Origin of the sequence: Actinomadura madurae (genome assembly GCF_047130825.1) — a bacterium.
GTDB lineage: Bacteria > Actinomycetota > Actinomycetes > Streptosporangiales > Streptosporangiaceae > Spirillospora > Spirillospora madurae.
Genome location: NZ_CP083237.1, coordinates 6,331,006 through 6,351,056 on the forward strand (window position 1 = coordinate 6,331,006; position 20,051 = coordinate 6,351,056).

At 69.5% G+C, this 20,051-nt stretch carries 17 protein-coding genes; 14 read left to right on the top strand and 3 right to left on the bottom strand.

Features of this window, described 5'->3' with window-relative positions:
- Window positions 1–61 precede the first annotated feature (61 nt).
- The gene (locus tag K8Z49_RS28880) at window positions 62–1,075 is read left to right on the top strand and encodes an NADP-dependent oxidoreductase (protein WP_412515712.1); all 1,014 of its coding nucleotides are present in this window, start codon (window positions 62–64) and stop codon (window positions 1,073–1,075) included.
- On the opposite strand, the gene dnaE is transcribed toward K8Z49_RS28880, so the two are convergent.
- Complete coding sequence (dnaE, locus tag K8Z49_RS28885; RefSeq protein ID WP_412515713.1) at window positions 1,072–4,647, bottom strand: DNA polymerase III subunit alpha; 3,576 nt, start codon at window positions 4,645–4,647, stop codon at window positions 1,072–1,074. The two genes, K8Z49_RS28880 and dnaE, sit on opposite strands and share 4 nt — an antisense overlap.
- Window positions 4,648–4,726: 79 nt before the next feature.
- Between dnaE and K8Z49_RS28890 the strand changes: the two genes are divergently transcribed.
- Window positions 4,727–5,680 (top strand): LysR family transcriptional regulator, encoded by a 954-nt coding sequence (locus K8Z49_RS28890; RefSeq protein WP_412515714.1) that lies wholly within the window; start codon window positions 4,727–4,729, stop codon window positions 5,678–5,680.
- Window positions 5,681–5,695: 15 nt separating this feature from the next.
- Here K8Z49_RS28890 and K8Z49_RS28895 read toward each other — a convergent pair whose 3' ends face one another.
- Window positions 5,696–6,178: a DUF2834 domain-containing protein gene (locus K8Z49_RS28895; RefSeq protein WP_021591788.1), complete on the bottom strand. Its 483-nt coding sequence runs from the start codon at window positions 6,176–6,178 to the stop codon at window positions 5,696–5,698.
- 63 nt (window positions 6,179–6,241) lie between these two features.
- On the opposite strand from K8Z49_RS28895, the gene K8Z49_RS28900 reads away from it, so the two are divergent.
- The 6 genes from K8Z49_RS28900 (at window position 6,242) to K8Z49_RS28925 (ending at window position 13,228) form a co-directional block, all read left to right on the top strand.
- A complete protein-coding gene (locus tag K8Z49_RS28900; protein ID WP_021591789.1) occupies window positions 6,242–6,865 on the top strand; it encodes a TetR/AcrR family transcriptional regulator in 624 nt (207 codons plus the stop codon).
- 62 nt (window positions 6,866–6,927) lie between these two features.
- Window positions 6,928–8,487, top strand: coding sequence for a phytoene desaturase family protein (locus tag K8Z49_RS28905; RefSeq protein ID WP_412515715.1), 1,560 nt, complete (start codon window positions 6,928–6,930; stop codon window positions 8,485–8,487).
- A gap of 153 nt (window positions 8,488–8,640) precedes the next feature.
- Window positions 8,641–9,054: a hypothetical protein gene (locus K8Z49_RS28910; protein WP_143118634.1), complete on the top strand. Its 414-nt coding sequence runs from the start codon at window positions 8,641–8,643 to the stop codon at window positions 9,052–9,054.
- Between the two features lie 95 nt (window positions 9,055–9,149).
- Window positions 9,150–10,676 carry an SAM-dependent methyltransferase gene (locus K8Z49_RS28915; RefSeq protein ID WP_412521189.1) on the top strand — a complete coding sequence of 509 codons (1,527 nt, stop codon included), beginning with the start codon at window positions 9,150–9,152 and terminating at the stop codon, window positions 10,674–10,676.
- 108 nt (window positions 10,677–10,784) lie between these two features.
- The gene (locus K8Z49_RS28920) at window positions 10,785–11,534 is read left to right on the top strand and encodes a MerR family transcriptional regulator (protein WP_075022857.1); all 750 of its coding nucleotides are present in this window, start codon (window positions 10,785–10,787) and stop codon (window positions 11,532–11,534) included.
- A 122-nt stretch (window positions 11,535–11,656) separates the two neighbouring features.
- Window positions 11,657–13,228 carry an alpha/beta hydrolase gene (locus K8Z49_RS28925; RefSeq protein WP_412515716.1) on the top strand — a complete coding sequence of 524 codons (1,572 nt, stop codon included), beginning with the start codon at window positions 11,657–11,659 and terminating at the stop codon, window positions 13,226–13,228.
- A 107-nt stretch (window positions 13,229–13,335) separates the two neighbouring features.
- Here the strand turns inward: K8Z49_RS28925 and K8Z49_RS28930 are convergent, their stop codons facing one another.
- Window positions 13,336–14,262, bottom strand: coding sequence for a LysR family transcriptional regulator (locus K8Z49_RS28930; RefSeq protein ID WP_412515717.1), 927 nt, complete (start codon window positions 14,260–14,262; stop codon window positions 13,336–13,338).
- A 114-nt stretch (window positions 14,263–14,376) separates the two neighbouring features.
- Between K8Z49_RS28930 and K8Z49_RS28935 the strand changes: the two genes are divergently transcribed.
- From K8Z49_RS28935 to K8Z49_RS28960, 6 genes are all read left to right on the top strand, one after another.
- A complete protein-coding gene (locus tag K8Z49_RS28935) occupies window positions 14,377–15,222 on the top strand; it encodes an enoyl-CoA hydratase/isomerase family protein (RefSeq protein WP_412515718.1) in 846 nt (281 codons plus the stop codon).
- A complete protein-coding gene (locus tag K8Z49_RS28940; protein ID WP_412515719.1) occupies window positions 15,222–16,760 on the top strand; it encodes an acyl-CoA synthetase in 1,539 nt (512 codons plus the stop codon). Before K8Z49_RS28935 ends, K8Z49_RS28940 begins: the two co-directional genes overlap by 1 nt.
- A gap of 18 nt (window positions 16,761–16,778) precedes the next feature.
- Window positions 16,779–18,104 (top strand): MFS transporter, encoded by a 1,326-nt coding sequence (locus K8Z49_RS28945; RefSeq protein ID WP_412515720.1) that lies wholly within the window; start codon window positions 16,779–16,781, stop codon window positions 18,102–18,104.
- Window positions 18,105–18,142: 38 nt separating this feature from the next.
- Window positions 18,143–18,877 (top strand): aspartate/glutamate racemase family protein, encoded by a 735-nt coding sequence (locus tag K8Z49_RS28950; protein ID WP_111832846.1) that lies wholly within the window; start codon window positions 18,143–18,145, stop codon window positions 18,875–18,877.
- A 257-nt stretch (window positions 18,878–19,134) separates the two neighbouring features.
- On the top strand, window positions 19,135–19,605 hold the full coding sequence (locus K8Z49_RS28955; protein ID WP_146877569.1) for a hypothetical protein: 471 nt from the start codon (window positions 19,135–19,137) through the stop codon (window positions 19,603–19,605).
- A gap of 35 nt (window positions 19,606–19,640) precedes the next feature.
- Window positions 19,641–20,042 carry a hypothetical protein gene (locus K8Z49_RS28960; protein ID WP_412515721.1) on the top strand — a complete coding sequence of 134 codons (402 nt, stop codon included), beginning with the start codon at window positions 19,641–19,643 and terminating at the stop codon, window positions 20,040–20,042.
- The last annotated feature ends 9 nt before the right edge of the window (window positions 20,043–20,051 follow it).

Sequence of the window (20,051 nt, forward strand, 5' to 3'; positions counted from 1 at the left end):
GGGAACAGCACACTACTATTCGGATTCTACAACCCGATTAACGGACATAGGAGCAGGGTCGATGAAGGCCGCCCAGATCCACCTGGCCCGGCGTCCGCAGGGGGACCCCGTCGCCGAGGACTTCCGCGAGGTCGAGGTCCGGCTTCCCGATCCCGCGCCCGGCCAGGTGCTGGTCCGCAACGTCCTGATGTCGGTCGACCCCTACATGCGCGTGCGCATGGCGAAGCTGCCGACGTACCCGGCCTGGGAGATCGGGGACGCGCTGGACGGGAGCGCCATCGGCGTCATCGTCTCCTCGGCCGACCCCGCCCTGTCCCCCGGTACCGTCGTCTCCCACCGCTACGGGTGGCGGGACCACGCGCTGATCTCCTCGGACAAGCTCCGCGTGCTGCCCTCGTCCCCGGGCATCCCGCTCACCGCCCACCTGGACGTGCTCGGCATGACCGGGCTCACGGCCTACGTCGGCCTCCGGCACATCGCCGGGCTGCGCGTCGGTGAGTCCGTCTACATCTCGGGGGCCGCGGGCGCCGTGGGCACCGCCGCCGGCCAGATCGCGCGCATCCTCGGCGCCGCCCGCGTGACCGGATCCGCGGGGTCCGCGGAGAAGCTCGCCTACCTCACCGGCGAGCTGGGGTACGACGCGGCGTTCGACTACCACACCGAGGACCTGTCCTCGGCTCTCGACGCCGTCGCCCCCGGCGGATTCGACGTCTACTTCGACAACGTCGGCGGCGATCACCTTGAGGCGGCCCTGAACGTCATCAGCCCGCACGGCCGCATCGCCGTGTGCGGCGCGAGCAGCGCGTACGGCGCCCCCGATGACGCGAAAGGCCCCGGGAATCTGATCTACGTCCTGACCAAGCGGCTGCGGATGGAGGGCTTCACCGTGCGCGAACACCTGGCGCACTACGAAGGGTTCGTGGCCGAAGCAGTGAAATGGATGCACGAGGGCAGGCTGCTCAGCAGAGTCACGGTGATCGAGGGGCTGAGTCACGCCGTGGAGGCGTTCCAGCTGATGTTGAAGGGAGGCCACCGCGGCAAGATGCTGGTCCGCCTCTCCGATGATCCGGCCTAACCCTGGGGGTGGGCCTTGGCGCCGAGCAGGGCCTTGATCTCGCTGTGGAAGGCGGGGCCCGGGTTCACCTGGTAGGGGCTGAGGTCGAAGAGGACGCTCTTGGGGCCGTGGCGGTGCAGGTGCAGGTGGACGGGAGTCCGTCCGGGATGGGCGGTGAGGATCTGTCTGAGGTCTCGGACGAGCTGAAGGGTCAGCCGATCCTCGTGGACGTGGAGGACGACGGGCGGTTCGGTGGCCGTCCGGGAAAGGTCGAGAGTGGTGATGTCCTCGCCGTACACGCTGAGGGTCTCGTCGCGGATATTGGTGCGCCCTCGGACGGAGATCACGCGGTCTTCGGCCAGCGTCTGCCCGTAGAGCGTGTAGGTCTTGGGGAAGACGAGGCACTCGACGGCGGCGTCGTGGTCTTCCACGGTGATGATCGCCCAGGGGTTGCCCTGCTTGGTGACCTTGCGCTGCACGCTGGAGATGATCCCGGCCACCCGCACCGGTGCGTCGGCACGCGGGGAGGCCAGCAGGTCGGCGATCGTGGTGTCGCGGTGGGCTTCGAGGACGGGTTCGGCGCCGTCCAGGGGATGGGACGAGACGTACAGGCCGAGCATCTCGCGTTCGAAGGCCAGCAGGGTGCCGGTCTCCCACTCCTGCTCGGGGACCTCGACCGTGAGGGTCTCCGCGGCCTCGGTGGACGCGCCGAAGAGGGAGTCCTGGCCGTGGGCGGCGTTGCGCTTGAGGTCGACGACCGCGTCGACGGCCCGCTCGTGGACCATGACCAGGCCCTTGCGGCGGTGGCCGAGGGCGTCGAACGCGCCGGCCTTGGCCAGTGACTCGATGACGCGCTTGTTGCAGACGCTCTGCGGGACCTTGGCCAGGAAGTCGTTGAAGCCGGTGTAGGCGCCGTCCCGCCGGCGGGTGCGGACGATGGCGTCGACGACGCCCGCGCCGACGTTGCGGATCGCGCCCAGGCCGAAGCGGATGTCGTGCCCGACGGCGGTGAAGTCCAGCTCGCTCTGGTTGACGTCCGGGGGCAGCACCTTGATGCCCAGGCGGCGGCAGTCGGCCAGGTAGACCGCCATCTTGTCCTTGTCGTCGCCGACCGAGGTGAGCAGCGCGGCGAGGTATTCGGCGGGGTGGTTGGCCTTGAGGTAGGCCGTCCAGTACGAGACGAGGCCGTAACCGGCGGTGTGGGACTTGTTGAAGCCGTATCCGGAGAAGGGGACGAGCACGTCCCAGACGGCTTTGATCGCCTCGTCGGAGAAGCCGCTGTCCCGCATGCCGGCGGAGAACCTGCCCCATTCGGCGTCCAGGACGTCCTTCTTCTTCTTGCCCATGGCGCGGCGCAGCATGTCGGCGCCGCCGAGCGAGTATCCGGCGAGCTGCTGGGCGATCGCCATGACCTGCTCCTGGAAGACCACCAGGTGGTAGGTGTCGCCCAGGATGGGCTCCAGCGCGTCCTTGAGCTCGGGGTGGATCGGTTCGACCTTCTGCCTGCCGGTCTTGCGGAGCGCGTAGTTGGTGTGGGCGTTCATCTCCATCGGTCCCGGCCGGTACAGAGCGGACACCGCCGCGATGTCGGTGAACTCGGTGGGACGCATCAGCCGCAGCAGGGTCCGCATCCCGTTGCCGTCGAGCTGGAAGACGCCGAGGGTGTCGCCGCGGGCGAGCAGTTCATAGGTCTTGGTGTCGTCCAGCGGGACCTTGAGGATGTCGATGTCGACGCCCTTGTTGGCCTTGACGCCCGCGATCGCGTCGTTGATGACGGTGAGGTTGCGCAGCCCGAGGAAGTCCATCTTCAGCAGGCCCATCTCCTCGGCCTGGGTGAACGGGAACCCGGTGATGACCGGACCGTCCTGCTTGGGCTTGACCAGGGGGAGCACGTCGATCAGCGGCTCGGACGACAGGATCACGCCGGCGGCGTGGACGCCGGTGCCGCGGGTCAGGCCCTCGACGCCCATGGCGGTGTCGATGACCCGTTTGACGTCGGGGTCCTCGGCGTACATCGTCCGCAGCTCGGTGGCCTCCCCGTGGCGGGGATCGCCTGGGTCGTGGACGGCCGCCAGCGGGATCTCCTTGCCGCCGGCCGCGGCCGGGAACGCCTTGGTGATCCGGTCGCCGAGCGCGTAGGGGTAGCCGAGCACTCGGCCGGCGTCCTTCACCGCAGCCTTGGCCTTGATCGTGCCGAAGGTGACGATCTGGCAGACCCGGTCGGCGCCGTACTTCGCGGTGACGTAGTCGATCATCTCGTCGCGGCGGCGGTCGTCCATGTCGAGGTCGACGTCGGGCATCGTGACCCGCTCGGGGTTGAGGAACCGCTCGAAGATCAGCCCGTGCTCGATCGGGTCCAGCTCGGTTATCCCCGTGCAGTATGCGACCATCGACCCGGTCGCCGACCCGCGTCCCGGGCCGAGGCCGATCCCGCTCGCGCGGGCATGCCGGCAGATGTCGGCGACCACGAGGAAGTACCCCGGAAAGCCCATGCCGTCGATCACCGACAGCTCGTAGTCGATGCGGTCCAGGACGTCCCGCGGCGGGTCGCCGTCGTAGCGGCGCCGGGCTCCGGCCAGGGCCTCCTTGCGCAGCCACGACGATTCGCTCTCCCCGTCGGGGACGGGGAACTTGGGCATGAGGTCGCGCGGGGCGAACACCTCCGCGTAGTCGCCGACGCGTTCGGCGATCATCAGCGTGGTGTCACACGCCCCGGGCACCTCCCGATCCCACAGGGCTCGCATCTCGTCGGCGCTCTTGACGAAGTAGCCCGACCCTGAGAACCGGAACCGGTTCTGGTCGGCGAGTTGCTTGCCGGTGCCGATGCACAGCAGGGCGTCGTGCGCGGCGGCCTGGTCCTCGGTCACATAGTGCGAGTCGTTGGTGGCGAGGGGCGGCAGGTCCAGATGCCTGCCGAGTCTCAAAAGGTCGTCGCGGACGCGCCGTTCGATGGCCAGGCCGTGGTCCATCAGTTCGAGGAAGTAGTCGTCCTTGCCGAAGATGTCGCGGTAGCGCGCGGCGGCCTCGACGGCCTGGTCGTACTGGCCGAGCCGGAGCCGGGTCTGCACGGCGCCGGACGGGCAGCCGGTCGTGGCGACGATGCCCGCGGCGTGTTCGGCGAGCAGTTCATCGTCCATCCGCGGATATTTCTGGACGTGGCCCTCCAGCCACGCCCGCGACTGGAGCCGGAACAGGTTCCGCAGCCCCTCGGCGCCGGTGGCCCACATCGTCATGTGCGTGTAGAGGCCGCGTCCCGACACGTCACCGCCCGCGCCGGTCTCGTCATCGGACCGGCGCAGCGCGAGATCCTCGCTCCAGTACACCGCCTGCCTGTGGAACCGCGACGCCGGCGCGACGTACGCCTCGATACCGATGATCGGCTTCACCCCGGCCTTGGCCGCCGCGTGGAAGAACTCGTACGCCCCGTGCACGTTGCCGTGGTCGCTCATCGCCACCGCGGGCATCTTCTGCCGCGCGACCTCGTCCAGCAGCGGGCCGATCTTGGCGGCGCCGTCGAGCATGCTGTACTCGGTGTGCACGTGGAGATGCACGAACGACCCCACGACGACCACGCCCTCCGGTTGTAGGTTCATCCGCGAGCCCGTGCATTCGACCGGAGAGCGAACAGCAGTGTCCAACAATCGACACGCCGCCTCATCACAATCGTCGGTTGTGCATGCAGGTGCGGCGGATCTGGATCTGGCCGCGGTCCGGGCGTTCGTCGCCATCACCGAGGACCGCTACTTCAGCGAGGCCGCGATCAGCCTGGGCATCAGCCAGCAGGCCGTCTCCAAGCGGATCGCCACCCTCGAGGCGGCCCTCGGGGTGCGACTGCTCGCCCGGCGGCGCACCGGCGCCGAGCTGACCGAGGACGGCCGGATCTTCCTCCCGCACGCGCGCGCCCTGGTCGGGACCGCCGACCAGGCGCTGGCGGTGCTCCGAGACCGGCGCCGCGCGCTCCGCGTCGACGTGCTGGACACCCGCACCGCCGCCATCGACCTCGTCCGCGGGTTCTACGACGCCTGCCCGGACGTGGACATCGAGATCATCACGTCCAACGGGCTCAGGTCGGCGCCGGGCGCACTCGCCCGCGGCACCGTGGACGCGGCGTTCTGCCGGGTCACGGGCGCTCTGGACGACGAACTGGTGTCCCTGCCGGCCTACCTGGAACCGGCGCACCTCCTGGTCGGCCGCGACCACCCGTTGGCCGGCCTGCGCCAGGTGGAAATGGCCCAGCTCTCCGGCGCCACCGTGTGGATGCCCGGCAATGCCGAAGGAAGCGAGTGGGCCGAATACCACCGCTTCCTCGGTGCCGCGTTCGGCATCCAGATCGACACCACCGGACCGGACTTCGGCTACGAACACTTCGTGGGAAACGTCGCCTCGGGCGGCCTCGCGAGCATCGTCGGAGAACGGTCGCGGATCCAATGGCACCCGGACACGGTCCGCATGCCGCTGGTCAACCCCACCCCGGTCTACCCCTGGTCCCTACTCCACCCGCGCAGCTACCGGCACCCGGCCCTGGACCAGCTGACCCGCCACATCCGAGCCAACTACGAGCCTTACGACCCGCCCCACCAATGGCTCCCCGCCACCGACCACCCGCGCTTCACCGCGCCCCGCTAGGCCCCGCGAGTCAGGTCATGCGTTGGCGGGTGCGGGTGATCGCGCGAGGCGGCGTTGCCGTTCGAGGGTGGCCAGGTAGAAGGCCCAGGCGAACGCGAAGCTGGTGAACAGGCTGGAGACGAAGAACAGCCACGGGCGGCCGATGCCGCGCCGGCGGCCGTCGATGATCGTCATGAGCGGCAGCAGGATCACGTTGCCTATCGTGTAGTCCTGGCCGGCGGAGCTCGCGGCGGGGTTGGTGAACATCAGCTCGACGTACTGTGCCCAACTGCCGTCGCCCCAGATCGGATTGACGTTGCCGTCGGCGTACTCGTTCACGAACCGGATGTTGAAGTACCAGCCCACCGCGATGGACGCGATGCCTATGACGTAGTAGACGCACTCCAGTGGCGAGACCGCGGGACCTGTCGCCGGACGGCGGAAGATCTGCGGGTTGGAGGCGACGAGGAACCAGACGACCGCAACGCCCAGGACGGCGTGGACGATGAGCGACACCATTTCGCCAGCGTCACCCCGCCCCGCAGTTTTGTCAATATTGTCGAAACAGGTAGGTTATGAATCATGGCCAGGTCGGCGCAGACGGCGCGCAGCGAACGCACCCGAGAGGCGCTCCGGCGCGCCGCTCTGGTCCGGTTCCTCGCCCAGGGCGTCGAGGACACCTCGGCCGAGCAGATCGCCGCCGATGCCGGGGTGTCGTTGCGGACCTTCTACCGCCACTTCACGTCCAAGCACGATCTGCTCTTCGCCGACTACGACGCCGGCCTGCACTGGTTCCGCGGCGCTCTGGCCGCGCGTCCGGACGGCGAGCCCATCATCGAGTCGGTGCGGGCGGCCATCTTCGCCTTCCCGTACGACGTGGACGCCGTCACGCAGATCGCCGCGCTGCGGGCCGAGGCGCTCGACCCGGGGCAGATCGTCCGGCACATCCGCCAGGTCGAGTCTGACTTCGCCGAGGCCGTCGCCGAGCGGCTGTCCCGCGGAACGGCCACCGAAGGCGATGCGCCGCTCGGCGAACGCCTCGCCGTCACGGTGACCGCACGGTGCATCGCCGCCGCGGTCTTCGGGGCCATGGAGGTCTGGATGCTGCGCGACGAACGGTCCTTGGCCGAGCTGGCCGAGCTGTGCCACTCCGCGCTCTCCTCGATCGAGGGCGGGATGGTCGACGGCATGTTTCGTCACTATTGACGAAACATAGGGCGCGTGCCAGCCTCCTGAGAGGAAGCCAACGGAACCCGGGAGGCGGCGCAATGCGAGACCGCGACGCGATCGTCATCGGCGCGGGGCACAACGGGCTGGCGGCGGCCGCCCTGTTGCAGCAGGCAGGCCTGAACACCGTCTGCCTGGAGTCCAAGCGGTACGCCGGCGGAATGGCCTCCACCGTGGAACTGTTCGACGGCTACAAGTTCGAGATCGCGGGCTCGCTGCAGTTCCCGACGTCCGCGACGGTCAGCCGCGCGCTCGACCTGGACGCGGTGCCCACCATCGACCTGGACGTCATGTCGGTGTCGATGCGGGGCGTCGGTGACGACCCGGTCGTCTACTACGCCGACCCGATGCGGCTGATGACCCACCTGAACGAGGTGCACGGCACCGAGGTCGTCAACGGTATGGCCGAGTTGGTGGCCTGGAGCCAGGCACCGGCCCGGGCACTGGGCCGCTTCGACGCCGGGCTGCCACCGAAGACGCTGGACGAGATGTACGCCTGCGCGACCGATGAGCTAGAGCGGTCCAGCATCACCGACCTTCTGTTCGGATCGGTCACCGACGTCCTCGACCGCTACCTCCCCGACAAGGACAAGCACGGCGCGCTGCGGGGGATGCTCGCCTTCCTCGCGGTCAACACCACGTACCGCGGCCCAGCGACGCCGGGGAGCGCCGCGGCCCTGGCGTTCGGTCTGGCCGTCCCCGACCAGAACGCGGTCTTGATGAAGAAGCCGCGGGGCGGCATCGGAGCGCTCACCGAGCATCTCCAGGACCTCTTCACCTCCGCCGGAGGAGAGCTGCGGCTCCGTACCGAGGTGACGGAGATCCGCGTCGCCGATGGCCGCGTGGTGGGTGTCCGAACCCAGGACGGCTCCACGCTCGACGCCCCGATCGTCGTCTCATGCGTCGCCCCCGACCTGACGATCACCCGCCTGGTCTCGCCCGGCGCCGTGTCCGCCGACGTACGCCGGCGGTTCTCACACGTCGACCACCGCGGCAGCTACGTCCAGATGCACTTCGCGTTGGACGGCGCGCCAGAGTTCGCGGCACCCTACGAGCTGCTCAACGACCCTGCGATGCAGGCGGCCATCGGCCTGTTCAGCACGCCGGAGGAACTCCAGCGGCAGTGGGAGGACTGCCGTCGCGGGATCGTGCCGGACGACCCGGCCATCGCGTTCCAGATCCCCTCGGCGCACGACCCCGACCTGGCGCCGCCGGGCAAGCACGCGGCGTCGGCGTTCTCCCTGTGGTTCCCGATCGAGACCGACCATGCCGACTACGCCCGGCTGAAGACCGAGATGGGCCGGCGCGTGATCGACAAGATCAGCCGCCTGGCGCCCGACTTCGCCGACCGCATCACCAAGCACACCACGTTCACGCCACGCCACATGGGCACCATGTTCGCGGCGCCGGGCGGCGACTACTGCCACGGCCTGCTCCACCCCGAGCAGATCGGCCCCAACCGTCCAGGCCCGAACGGCTACGCAGACCAGCCGCTCGGCATCGACGGCCTCTACCTGGGCAGCGCAGGCTGCCACGGCGGCCCGGGGATCACCTTCATCCCCGGCTACAACGCCGCCCAAGCAGCCCTCACGGGTAGCTGACCGGCGCCGCCGGAGTGAAATCGGGCCAAGCCAGTCGAACGGCGATCTTGGTGTGTCAGGGGCGGGCGGTGGCGGACGGTCCCACCAAGCCACTGACGCGCAAGCGCGCGCGGGGTGGTTCGGGAGCAGGTGCGTGTGGTAGCGATGGCGAGCATGACCGAGATGCCCGTCCCTTACGCCGGCGATCACAACGGCCCGACGCGGGTCCTGCAACTCCACACGCGCCGCGGGGTGATCGCCAAGGCGAACGTCACCGTCGGCATCGACGGTGCCCACTACCACCAGCGTTGGGGCAGGGCGGCGTTCGAGATCCCGGCGGACAAACCGGTGCACGTGGCCGTGTCACAGGGAAGCGGCCAGATCGGCGTCGCCACCACGGTCCTCACCCCTGAGCAGCCATCTGAGCTGGAGTACCGCGGCCCTGCGGCCCTGTACCTCGCAGGCACCATCGGGGCTCCCGGCACTGTGAAGCAACGAGGCTGCCTCCTCCAACTCGCCATCATCACTCTCGCTCCCCTGACAGCCCTGGCGCTCGTCATCGTGATCGCCACCCTCCTGGCCCGATAACCGCCGACCCCTTGCCGCGCTCTACGCGCATCAGGGCTTTGTCTAAGTACGTCAGGCAGGCGCGCTACGGGTGCTAGCGTGCCCTTCACGTGAAGATGCACGTGCATCTGCACGCCCCCACCCACGTGTCGCTGAGCGAGAACCCGCAAGCCCGACGACGTTTCATCAAGGAGATACAGGCCGCTCGCAGCGTCGACCGGTTCTGCACCGCGCAGGTCCTGGACACCGACCTGGAGGGCGACGTCTCCTACGTCGTCAACGAATACATCGACGGCCCTTCCCTGCGAGAGACGATCAGCGAACACGGCCCGATGGCCGGAGGGCAGTTGGAACGGCTCGCGATCGGCACGGCCACCGCACTGGTCGCCATTCACCGGGCAGCGGTGGTCCATCGCGATTTCAAACCCACCAACGTCATCATGGGCCCGGACGGCCCCCGAGTGATCGACTTTGGAATCGCCCGGCTGCTGGACAACGGCCCTTCGTCCACCAGCCAGATGGTGGGCACACCCGCTTACATGGCACCCGAGCAGTTCCGCGGCCACAAAGCGAGCCGACCTGCCGACGTGTTCGGCTGGGCCTGCACCATCACCTACGCCGCCACCGGCGAAACGCCCTTCGGCAGCGACTACATCCCCGCGGTCATCAATCGGATCCTGAACGAACCACCGGACCTGGGCCGACTTGAAGGGCCGCTACGCGAACTGATCGCCTCCTGCCTGTGCAAGGAGCCCGCCGCCCGGCCGACCGCGCCCCAGGTTCTCGCGCGCCTCCTCGGCGAGGAAGACCCTCCGCCACCTCCGGTCCTGGCCAGCGTCCCCGGGGCGATACCGCTCCCTCACGACATCGACACCACCAAGCCCAGCATCGCCCGCACCTACGACGTAGTGCTCAACGGCAAGGACAACTTCGAAGTCGACCGGGCCTTCGTCGCCGAGATCTCCAAGATCATCCCCGAGATCTACGACGTGGCCACCTACAACCGGCAGATCCTCGGCCGCGGCGTCCGGCACATGGTCGGGCAGGGCATCAGGCAGTTCCTCGACCTGGGCTCTGGACTGCCGACCGCGCAGAACACCCATCACGTCGCCCAGGCCGCGGCGCCAGATTCAAGGGTCGTTTACGTCGACTGCGACCCGATCGTCCTCAGCCATGGACGAGCACTGCTCGCCGAAAACGACTACACCACCGTGGTGCAAGCCGATATCCGCGAGCCGGAATCCATCTTGATGGACGCCGAGGTCCGCGGCTTCATCGACTTCGATCAACCCGTCGCGATCCTGCTGACCGGCATTCTGCACCACCTCCACGACGATGAAGGCCCCCAGAACATCACAGAGATTCTCATGAAAGCCGTCCCCGCAGGCAGCTATCTGTTCATCACCCACTTCTGCGCCTCCAGCCAAGACGCCATCGATGCCGAGCAGAAATTCCTCTCGCTGCTGGGCACCGGCCGGTTCCGCACCCTCGAAGAGATCAACGCCTACTTCAACGGCCTTGACCTGCTGGAGCCAGGAATCGTCCCGATCCCGCTATGGCGCCCCGACCGGCCGGCCCCCGACCCCGATGCCCTCAGCATCGGCCAGAAACTCCTCTACGGTGGTATAGCCCGCAAGAATTGATCGCCGCACATGGCGACAGCTCTTCAAGTGACCGCCGCGTCCTCGATCTGTCACCTTCCTCTGCCCGCAGGGACACTGCCCTCCCGCTCTTTGCGAAGGAGTAGAGCATTGCGCAGCAGTGAGCTGGCCGCCCTCGCGGGCGTCACCATCCGCACCCTGCGGCACTACCACCAGATCGGGATCCTCGACGAACCTGAGCGCTCGGCCAACGGCTATCGCGACTACGACGTCCACCACCTGGTCCGGCTCCTGCGGATCACCCGCCTGACCGAGCTCGGCCTCCCGCTCGCATCGCTCCCGGAGGTGCTCGACGACCCCCGGGCCGCCGGGGCGCTGCTCGGCGAGCTGGACCGGCGCACGGCCGCCGAGATCGAGCGGCTCACCGACCGGCGGGCGACGATCGCCGGGCTCCGCGGCCACGGCGGGATGCCCGACCTGCCGCCGGACCTGGCGGCCTTCGGGCCCGTCATCAGCGCCATCGCCGACGTCGACGCCGAGCTGGCGCACCGCGAGCGCGAGCAGATCGTCCTGCTGTCCCACCTGCTCGGCGAGGCCGACATGTCCGCACTGGCCGGTGCCCTGGCCGAGCACGACATCTTCACCCCGGCCACCGCGGACCTGGTGCGGCGCTTCGCCGAGCTCGGTCCGGACACCCCGCACGAGGCCGTCGAGCGGCTCGCCGACGACATGGCGGCGCACTACCGGCCCCTCCTGGAGAACTGGCCCGAGATCGAGTTCGGCGCCGATGTCACCTCGGCGCTCGCCGCCTATGGCGAGCACATCCTCAACGACCAGCAGCACCGCGCGAACCAGATGTTCGCAGAGCGGGTGATCGACGGACGGCGAGCGGGAACGTAGCGGGGCACTCCATGTCGCCGCGAGCCACGGCGGGCTCGGTTGACCCCGACGCGACGTCATGGTTTTGGCTGTCAACCCATGCTGTCCGCGGGTGTCGTCACCCCGACGATGGGAGAAAGCACGTGCGCTTTCGCAAGAGCTCGGCCGTCGCCATGGGGGCCGCGGCGCTGACGCTGCCGCTCGGTGCCTGCGCCGGGCAGGTCGGCGGGCGGGCAGGACTGGCCGGCGCCGGCCGGGACGCTTCGGAGCCGGCCCGCTCCGTCGCCGGCCTGGAGCGCTTCTACGGGCAGAAGCCGGCGTTCGAGCCGTGCGATCCGGGACTGCCGCCGGGCGTGCCGGCCGTCACGGCCGAGTGCGCGCGACTCAAGGTGCCGCTCGACTACCGGAACCCGAAGGGCGAGCGGGCGGAGATCGCGCTGCTGCGCGTGCCCGCGCGCGGCGAGAAGCCGATCGGGTCGCTCGTGCTGAACCCGGGCGGTCCCGGCTTCCCCGGTACGGGACACGCGGCCCTGACCGCCGCCGCGTGGGCGAACTCGCCGATCACCGAGCGCTTCGACCTGGTCGGGTTCGACCCGCGCGGCGTCGGCGCCTCCAAGCCGGTGCTCGACTGCTACACCGACGCCGAGCGCGACCGCGGCGCGAAGCTCTCCTCGATCCCCGCCGGGATCGATGACTGGACCCGGCAGGAGACCCGCCGGCTCGTCGAGCGGTGCGCCGCGCGCTCCGGCGGCAAGCAGGTGCTCGCGCACGTGGGCACCCGCGATGTCGCTCGGGACATGGACGTGCTGCGCCATGCCCTGGGTGATGGGAAGCTCTCGTTCGCGGGCACAAGCTACGGCACCCGGCTCGGTGCCGTATATGCGGAGATGTTCCCGAAGAAGGTCCGCGCGATGGTGCTCGACGGGGCGTTCGACCCGCTGGCGGGCACCCACGAGCGGCGCGTCCAGCAGTTCACCGGGCTGCAGGCCTCGTTCGAGCGCATGGCCGCGTCGTGCGCCACCCGGCAGGACTGCCCGCTCGGCACCGACTCCAGGCGCGCCACCCAGGAGTTCCAGAAGCTCGTCCGGCCACTGATCGACAAGCCCGCGCGGACCTCCGACGGACGCGGGCTGACGTTCGAGCAGGCGGTCGAGGGGGTGACGGCCGCGCTGTACAGCAAGACGGTCTGGCCCACGGCGATCGCGGGCATGGCGGAGCTGAAGGCCGGAAAGGGCGACACCCTGCTGAAGCTACGCGACGGCTACCACGAGCGGACGCCCGCCGGTATCTACTCCAACTCGCTTGAGGCGACCCTGGCGATCAACTGCCTGGACGAGGAACGCCACACGCCGAAGCAAGAGACCGCGCTGAACCGGGCGGCGTTCGAGGCGGCACCGTTCACCGACCACGGCCGCCCGATCAAGGAGGCGCGCGACGGCTGCGAGCACTGGCCCATCAAGCCGACCCTCGGCTATCCGTACGCGACGGGCATCGAGGGCCTGGCCGACACGCTCACGGTCTCCGTCACGGGCGACGCCATAACACCGCACAAGGGCGGCATCAACCTGGCCAAGACGCTCGGCGGCAGCCTGCTCACCGTCGAGGGCGAGCAGCACGGCGCCCTCCTGGCCGGTAGCGCCTGTGTCGACAAGGCCGTGGCCGCATACCTCATCGACCTCGAATCCCCGGCCGAAGGCGCCCGGTGCAAGCTCTGACCCGGGTACCGGCACGCCGGGCACGCCTTCAAATGACCGCGGGTGGATGCTCACGTCAGGGTGCCTTCGGACGGAAGGCACCCTGACTGCGCGCGGGGCCTTGGCGATCAAGGCGTGAGTGGGTGGGCTGGATCACTGGGGCCCGCCTCCGGGCGCCATTGGTCGTGGCTGAGCAGTGCCTCGGACAGGGCGGCGGCGTAGGTCGGGAGGGAGGGGCTTGTCGCTGGGAGCGGCCAGACGACCGAGGTTCGCCATGCCAGCTGGAGGTCGTCGATCGGCAGCCAGACGAGATCGCCGGAGAGGTCCATGCCCGGCTGCCTGATGGCGATGGAGTTCTCGGTGGTGAGCAGCGCGCTGAGCAGGCGCGTGACCGGCATCTCGGTGCTTGGACGCAGGCCGTGCGCGGCGAGGGCGGCGAGCGTCTCGTCGTGGAGTCCGGGCGCCATCGGGCGGGGGAAGAGGACGATCGGGTAGTCGGCGAGATCGGCGGCGCGCAGCGCGTCCCGCCGGGCCAGCGGATGGTCGCGGCCCATGAACGCTCCCGCCGGGGTCCGCAGCGGCGGCTCGACGTGCAGACCGGACTCGGGGAAGGGATGCCGGAGCAGTCCGATATCGAGCTTGCCCTGGTCCAACGCGTCGAGCTGTTCGCCGGTGGAGGCCTCGACGATCTCGACCCTGGCCAGGTTCGCGCGGCGCACGGCGGTGGTGAACCCCCGCACCGCGGCGGCGGTGGTGTCCGGGGTGATCGCGACTCGGAGCGGGGCGGCGGGGCGGGCTCGGAGTTTGCGGGCGACGCGCTGGGCCTCGCCGAACGCCTCCACGGCCTTGCGGGCGCTGGGCAGCAGGGCCCGGCCGGCCGGGGTGAGCGCGACGCCGCGTGGCGAGCGCGTGAACAGCGGGGTTCCGATCTCCCGTTCGAGGTCCTTGATCCGCGCTGAGAGCGGTGGCTGGCTCATGTGCAGCGCGCGGGCGGCACGACCGAAGTGAAGCTCGTCGGCAACGGCGAGGAAGTAGCGCAAGTGCCGGATCTCCACCCGCTCACGATACCAGTTTGGTATCGCCGCGTCGCGAAAACGGTGTTGGACCTGCGATAACGCGCCGGGATTCCATACAGGAACCGAACATCGGGCGAACACGGCGGAGGTCACGTGCTGACAAGTGAACCGGATCGGACCGACGCGGTCGGTGGTCGCCCGAAGGCGGGCTTCGCCTACAGCCACCGCCACGACGACGTCGAGATCGTGGTGATGAACCGGCCTGAGAAGCTCAACGCCTGGACCGAGGCGATGCGCGACGATCTCGCCGAGATCCTGATGCGGGCACGGGACGACGACTCGGTCGGCGCCATCGTGCTGACCGGCTCCGGGCGCGGATTCTGCGCGGGACAGGATCTCGCCGAGACCCGGACCTTCGCGGCCGCCGACCCGGCGCGGGCGGAGGCATGGCTGAGGCGGATCGCGGCGTTCTACGACGTGATCCGCGAGACGGACAAACCGACCGTGGCCGCGATCAACGGCGTCGCCGCGGGGTCGGGCTTCCAGGTGACGCTCCTGATGGACGTCCGCGTGGCGCACGCGACCGCGATGCTGGGCCAGCCCGAGGTCAGCTCCGGCATCCCCAGCATCACCGGCACCTACCTGATGGCGCAGGCGCTCGGGTTGTCCCGCACGACGGAACTGGTGCTGTCCGGACGGCTGATGAGCGCGGACGAGGCGCACGCCGCCGGCGTCGTCCACGACGTCGTGACCACGGGCGACGTCGTGGACGTGGCGATCCTGCGCGCGCAGCGGCTGGCCCGGCAGCCGGCCGGTGCCGTGGCCCGGACCAAGGCGTGGCTGCGCGCGATGACGGAGCGCTCCTACCGGGACGCCTTCACCCACGCGCTCCACGCCCACCGCGACGCCTACGCCTCCGGCGAACCGCAGAGGGAAATGAGCCGGTTCCTCGAAACACGGGCCACGACACCGGCCGCCGACGTCACGGAGGGACGCTGATGCCGCACCCCACCACCGGGACGGCCCACTGGGACGAGGTGCCGGAGAAGTACAACATCGCCCTCGACGTCAGCACGCGGCACTCGCCCGAAGCGCTTTCGATGATCTGGCGCGACGACGCCGGCGCGACCCGCCGCGTCACGTGGCGCTGGATGCGAGCGCGCGCCGCACGGTTCGGCACCTTCTTCCGCGACCGCGGCGTGCGACCGGGAGACCGCGTCGCGCTGGTCCTGCCGGCGTCGCCGGACACCGCCGCCGCCGTGCTCGGCGCGCTGCGCATCGGCGCGGTCGTGGTGATGGCCGGCACGCTGTGGGGAGAGGAGGCACTGGCCTTCCGGCTCGACGACAGCGCGCCGGCCCTGACGCTCACCACGCCCGAGCGGCTCGCCGCGTTCGAGGCGTCCGGGACGGGCCACCTGATCGCATTGACGCCGCGGCTGCTCGACGGTGTGCCGGAGGAGTGCGAGCCGGAGGTCACCCGGGCGGACGACCCCGCCGTGATCTACTACACCTCCGGCACGTCCGGGCCGCCGAAAGGCGTCGTCCACGCGCACCGCTGGCTGCCGGGCCACAACGAGTTCACCGTCTGCCACCAGCTCAGGCCGGGCGAGCTCTTTCACGGGGCGGGAGACTGGGCCTGGTCCCTGGCGAAGCTGCTGGGTCCCTGGCGGCACGGGGCCGTGCCGTTCGTCTTCCACCAGCCGGGCCGCTTCGACCCGGTGGCGCTGTTCGAGGCCATGGCCGCCGAAGGCGTCGGCAACATGCTGTTCAACCCCACGATGCTGCGCCGCCTGCGCGCGGTTCTACCGGAGGCCGGGAAGCAGATCCCGCTGCGCCCGCGCCGGGCCTACAGCTCGTCCGAGCCGCTGCCCGCCGACCTGGCCCGCTGGTTCACCGAACAGTTCCATGTCCCGCTGTACGACTACTACGGGCTCACCGAGTCCTACCCGATGATCGGCGTGCTGCCCGGCACCACGGCGCCGAGCGGCTCGATGGGACGGGCCCTGCCGGGCTGGCAGGTCGCGGTGCTGGACGACCGGGACCGCCCGGTCCCGCCCGGAACCCCCGGCCAGATATGCCTTCGAGCACGGACCAACCCGCAATACCCGCTGGGCTACTGGAACCGTCCGGCGGACACCCGTGCCGTCTTCGAGGGCGAGTGGTTCCGCACCGGTGATACCGCCACCCAGGACGACCGGGGCAACTTCTACTTCCTCGGCCGCAGCGACGACGTGATCATCTCGTCGGGCTACCGGATCGGCCCCTACGACCTGGAGGCCGTCCTCGACACCCACCCCGCCGTCGCCGAGTCCGCCGTCGTGGGCGACCCCGACCCCGACCGCGGGCAGATCGTGCACGCCTTCATCGTGCTCGCCGACGGGCACCGTCCCTCGCCGCGGCTCACGGCGAGCATCCAGGAGCACGTCCGGACCGTGCATTCGCGCTTCGCCTACCCGCGCCGCGTCGACTACGTCGACGCGCTGCCGCGCTCCACCACCCACAAGATCCAGCGCGCCGCGCTTCGCGCCGGACGCTGACGGACGAAAGGCCCGGTCATGACCACGTACGTGACCCCCGCCACCCGTCGCTCGGCGGTACGCGCCGCCGGCATCGGCAACTTTGTCGAGTGGTACGACTTCGCCCTGTACGGCTACTTCGCGACCACCATCGCCACCCAGTTCTTCCCCGGCCACGACCCGACCGCCCGGCTGCTGTCCACCTTCGCGGTCTTCGCCGTCGGCTTCGCCATCCGCCCCGTCGGCGGCGTCGTGTTCGGCCACCTCGGCGACCGGCTCGGCCGCCGCACCGCGCTCACCCTCGCGGTGGTGCTGATGAGCGTCGCCACCCTGGGCATCGGCCTGCTGCCCGGCTACGCGACCGTCGGGCTCCTCGCGCCCGCCCTCCTCCTGGTCTGCCGCCTGGCCCAGGGCTTCTCCGCGGGAGGCGAGCAGGTCGGCGCCAACACCTTCATCATCGAGTACGCCCCCGACGGTCAGCGCGGCCGCTACGCCGCGACCATCCCGATCTGGGTCGCCGCCGGCACCATCACCGCGGCCGGGTTCGCCTTCGCCGCCGGGCAGGCGCTGCCCGAGGCGTGGGGCTGGCGCGTCCCCTTCCTGCTCGCCGCACCGCTCGGCCTGATCGGCCTGTATCTGCGGCTGAGAATCGAGGACAGTCCCGAGTTCCGCGCCGTCGAGGAGGCCGGCGAGATCGAACAGGCCCCCCTGCTGGAGGCGCTGCGCACCTCCAAGCTGCGCATGCTGCTGCTCTTCGGATGGGCCATCACCAACGCGGTCGGCTTCTACCTGATGGCCAGCTACACCACCAGCTACATCACCTCCGAACTCGGACGCTCCGACGCCACGGCTCTGATCTCCTCCAGCCTCGCCCTCGTCGCGTTCGCCGTATCGGCGGGCATCGGCGGCCGGCTGTCCGATCGCCACGGCCGCGTGCCCGTCGCCGCGACCGCCGCCGTCGCGCTCGCCGTCGTCGCGGTGCCGGCCTTCGACCTCGTCCGCGGAGACCATCTCGCGGGCGTCCTGCTCGGACAGGCACTGATCGGCCTGTGCCTGGGCCCCATCTCGTGCACCACGTGCCTGCTCACCGTGGAGCTGTTCGCCCCTCGCATCCGCTACAGCGCGAGCGCCCTGTCGTTCAACCTGTGCTACACCGCCTTCGGCGGCACCGCCGCCTACGTCGCGACCTGGCTCGTGTCCACCACCGGCGCACAGCTCTCCCCTGCGATCTACCTCGCGACGGTCGCCGTGATCAGCACGGTCACGGCCGTGGGCGGGCTGTCCCGTGTGCTGCCCGCTCGTTCCGTCCGGCCGCTGTCCGGCCCCGCGCCCACGACGGCGGCGCCGCAGACCCCCAGATCCTGACCGGGACCCCAGCCGATCCGTCCAGAGAAGGGCAGACCATGACACTCGAACCCCGGCCATCGGTGGTACCACGACACCGCGGCAGCCACGGCGTCGACATCGGAGTGATCTTGATGGACACCGACGCGCCCCGCGCGGTCGGCGACGTCGGCAACGCCCGCACCTTCGACTTCCCCGTCGGGTACACCACCGCCGGAGGAGCAGATACCGAGCGCGTCGTCGAACACAACGCCGCCGGCCTCCTGGACACCTTCCTCGCCGCCGGGGACGAACTCGTCTCACAAGGCGCACGGGCCATCGGCACCTCCTGCGGATTCGTCGCCATCCACCAGGCACAGATGGCAGCGCGGTCAGAGGCCTTGGTCGCCACCTCCGCCTTGCTGCAGATCCCCCTGGTGCTGCAGATGCTCGCCCCCGACGACCGCCTCGGCGTCGTCACCGCGAACGCCCGGACGCTGTCCGGAGACCATCTGAAAGCCGTCGGCATCGACGAGACCGCGTCCAAGCGGCTCACGATGATCGGCCTGGAGGACACGGAGCACTTCTATCCCGTCATGGTCGGCGGCCACGGCCCGCTCAACCTCGACATCGCCGAGCAGGAGGTACTGACCGCCGTCCGCGACGGCCTCGCCGAAGACCCCGCCATCAAGGCGATCGTCCTGGAATGCACCAACCTTCCTCCTTACGCGGAGGCCATCCGAGCAACCACTGGACTCCCGGTATGGGACGTGACGACCCTGCTGCGCTGGCTCCAACTCGGCCTCCACCCATAAGGCCGCCCCCACCGCCGCCGCGGCCGCTCGGCCCTGCCTTCGGCTGGGCCGGGCACTGCATAGAGCACCCGGAGCGAGTGCCCGGTGACCTGCGGGTGCGTCCTCATCAGGCAGGGCGGCCAGGCGACCGGTCTCGAGGCTGACGCTGGGGGCGCTCGAGCAACAGGAAACGCTGAGGAAACATGCGTGGCTGCATTAATGGGGGATCGTCGGTGGTTCGCCCGCGAATCGGTCTCTACTTCAGTCTGGAGGTAATCGTGCAACTGCCAGCATCGCTCAAGGCCGTCGGTGTTTCCGCTTTTGCACTGGTCACCGTGTTCAGCACACCGGCCAGTGCCGAGACGATATATACCGAGAACGCGCACAACCCGGGCGGAAAGGTTCCCTGCATCGACTACAGCTTCGTGGCCGTCGACGCCTCGGACCTGCCCACCCAAACAGGTGACCAGGTCAGGATGCAAGCGTGTTTCGAGCGCGGTGGCGACAAGTTCTGGATACGGGACACTTCGGCGGACGGCTACCACCCGGCGCTCTACGGGTACTTCCGTGGCGGGCCGGACAGAAAGTTCTGGTGCCACAACTACAAAGGGGCGGGATCTGGCTGGAAAGTGTGCACGGGATTTCACGATAAAATCCCGGAGAACAAGAATATCACTCTGATACCGCAGCTTTTCGATGGCGATAAGTGGATCACATCGGGGTGGGCGCGCGAGGTCAGCACCGGATGACCGCATCATCGTCCAGCGGAAGGATGGTCGAGACAGTGAAGCGGGTTCTTACGGTCGTCATCGCCTGTTCGCTGCTGGTCGCCGGGTCGGCCGCTACGGCATCCGCGACCACATCTGTAGCCAATGTCAGCATCTATACGACCGATGGCCGGTCCGGCGGCGGTCTCGGGTTCTCCCCTCGCGGGGACGTCATCACGGTGTGCGACGTGCAGTCGGACGGTAAGCGCGCCGTCGGCTATGTGCGCAATCCCGATGGCACCAGGCGTTACAAGCTCTTCGACCGGAACAACGACGGCAAGTGCACGACTCACCGGGCCTCCGAGGGGCAGCCGTACAACCTCAACGAGAACAAGACCTACCGGTTCGAGATCTGCCTGGACGACGACCCCGGCGCCGACCAGTTCTGCAACCACGAGTACATCAAGGCCGGCGGCTGACGAGCCGTC

Bases quoted from the DNA above. Each gene is read 5' to 3' on its own strand.
- K8Z49_RS28910 (WP_143118634.1), top strand. From the start codon at position 8,641: ATGACCGAGATGCCCGTCCCTTACGCCGGCGATCACAACGGCCCGACG.
- K8Z49_RS28945 (WP_412515720.1), top strand. From the start codon at position 16,779: ATGACCACGTACGTGACCCCCGCCACCCGTCGCTCGGCGGTACGCGCC.
- K8Z49_RS28915 (WP_412521189.1), top strand. From the start codon at position 9,150: ATGCACGTGCATCTGCACGCCCCCACCCACGTGTCGCTGAGCGAGAAC.
- K8Z49_RS28950 (WP_111832846.1), top strand. From the start codon at position 18,143: ATGACACTCGAACCCCGGCCATCGGTGGTACCACGACACCGCGGCAGC.
- K8Z49_RS28900 (WP_021591789.1), top strand. From the start codon at position 6,242: ATGGCCAGGTCGGCGCAGACGGCGCGCAGCGAACGCACCCGAGAGGCG.
- K8Z49_RS28940 (WP_412515719.1), top strand. From the start codon at position 15,222: ATGCCGCACCCCACCACCGGGACGGCCCACTGGGACGAGGTGCCGGAG.
- dnaE (WP_412515713.1), bottom strand. From the start codon at position 4,647: ATGAACCTACAACCGGAGGGCGTGGTCGTCGTGGGGTCGTTCGTGCAT.
- K8Z49_RS28905 (WP_412515715.1), top strand. From the start codon at position 6,928: ATGCGAGACCGCGACGCGATCGTCATCGGCGCGGGGCACAACGGGCTG.
- K8Z49_RS28880 (WP_412515712.1), top strand. From the start codon at position 62: ATGAAGGCCGCCCAGATCCACCTGGCCCGGCGTCCGCAGGGGGACCCC.
- K8Z49_RS28895 (WP_021591788.1), bottom strand. From the start codon at position 6,178: ATGGTGTCGCTCATCGTCCACGCCGTCCTGGGCGTTGCGGTCGTCTGG.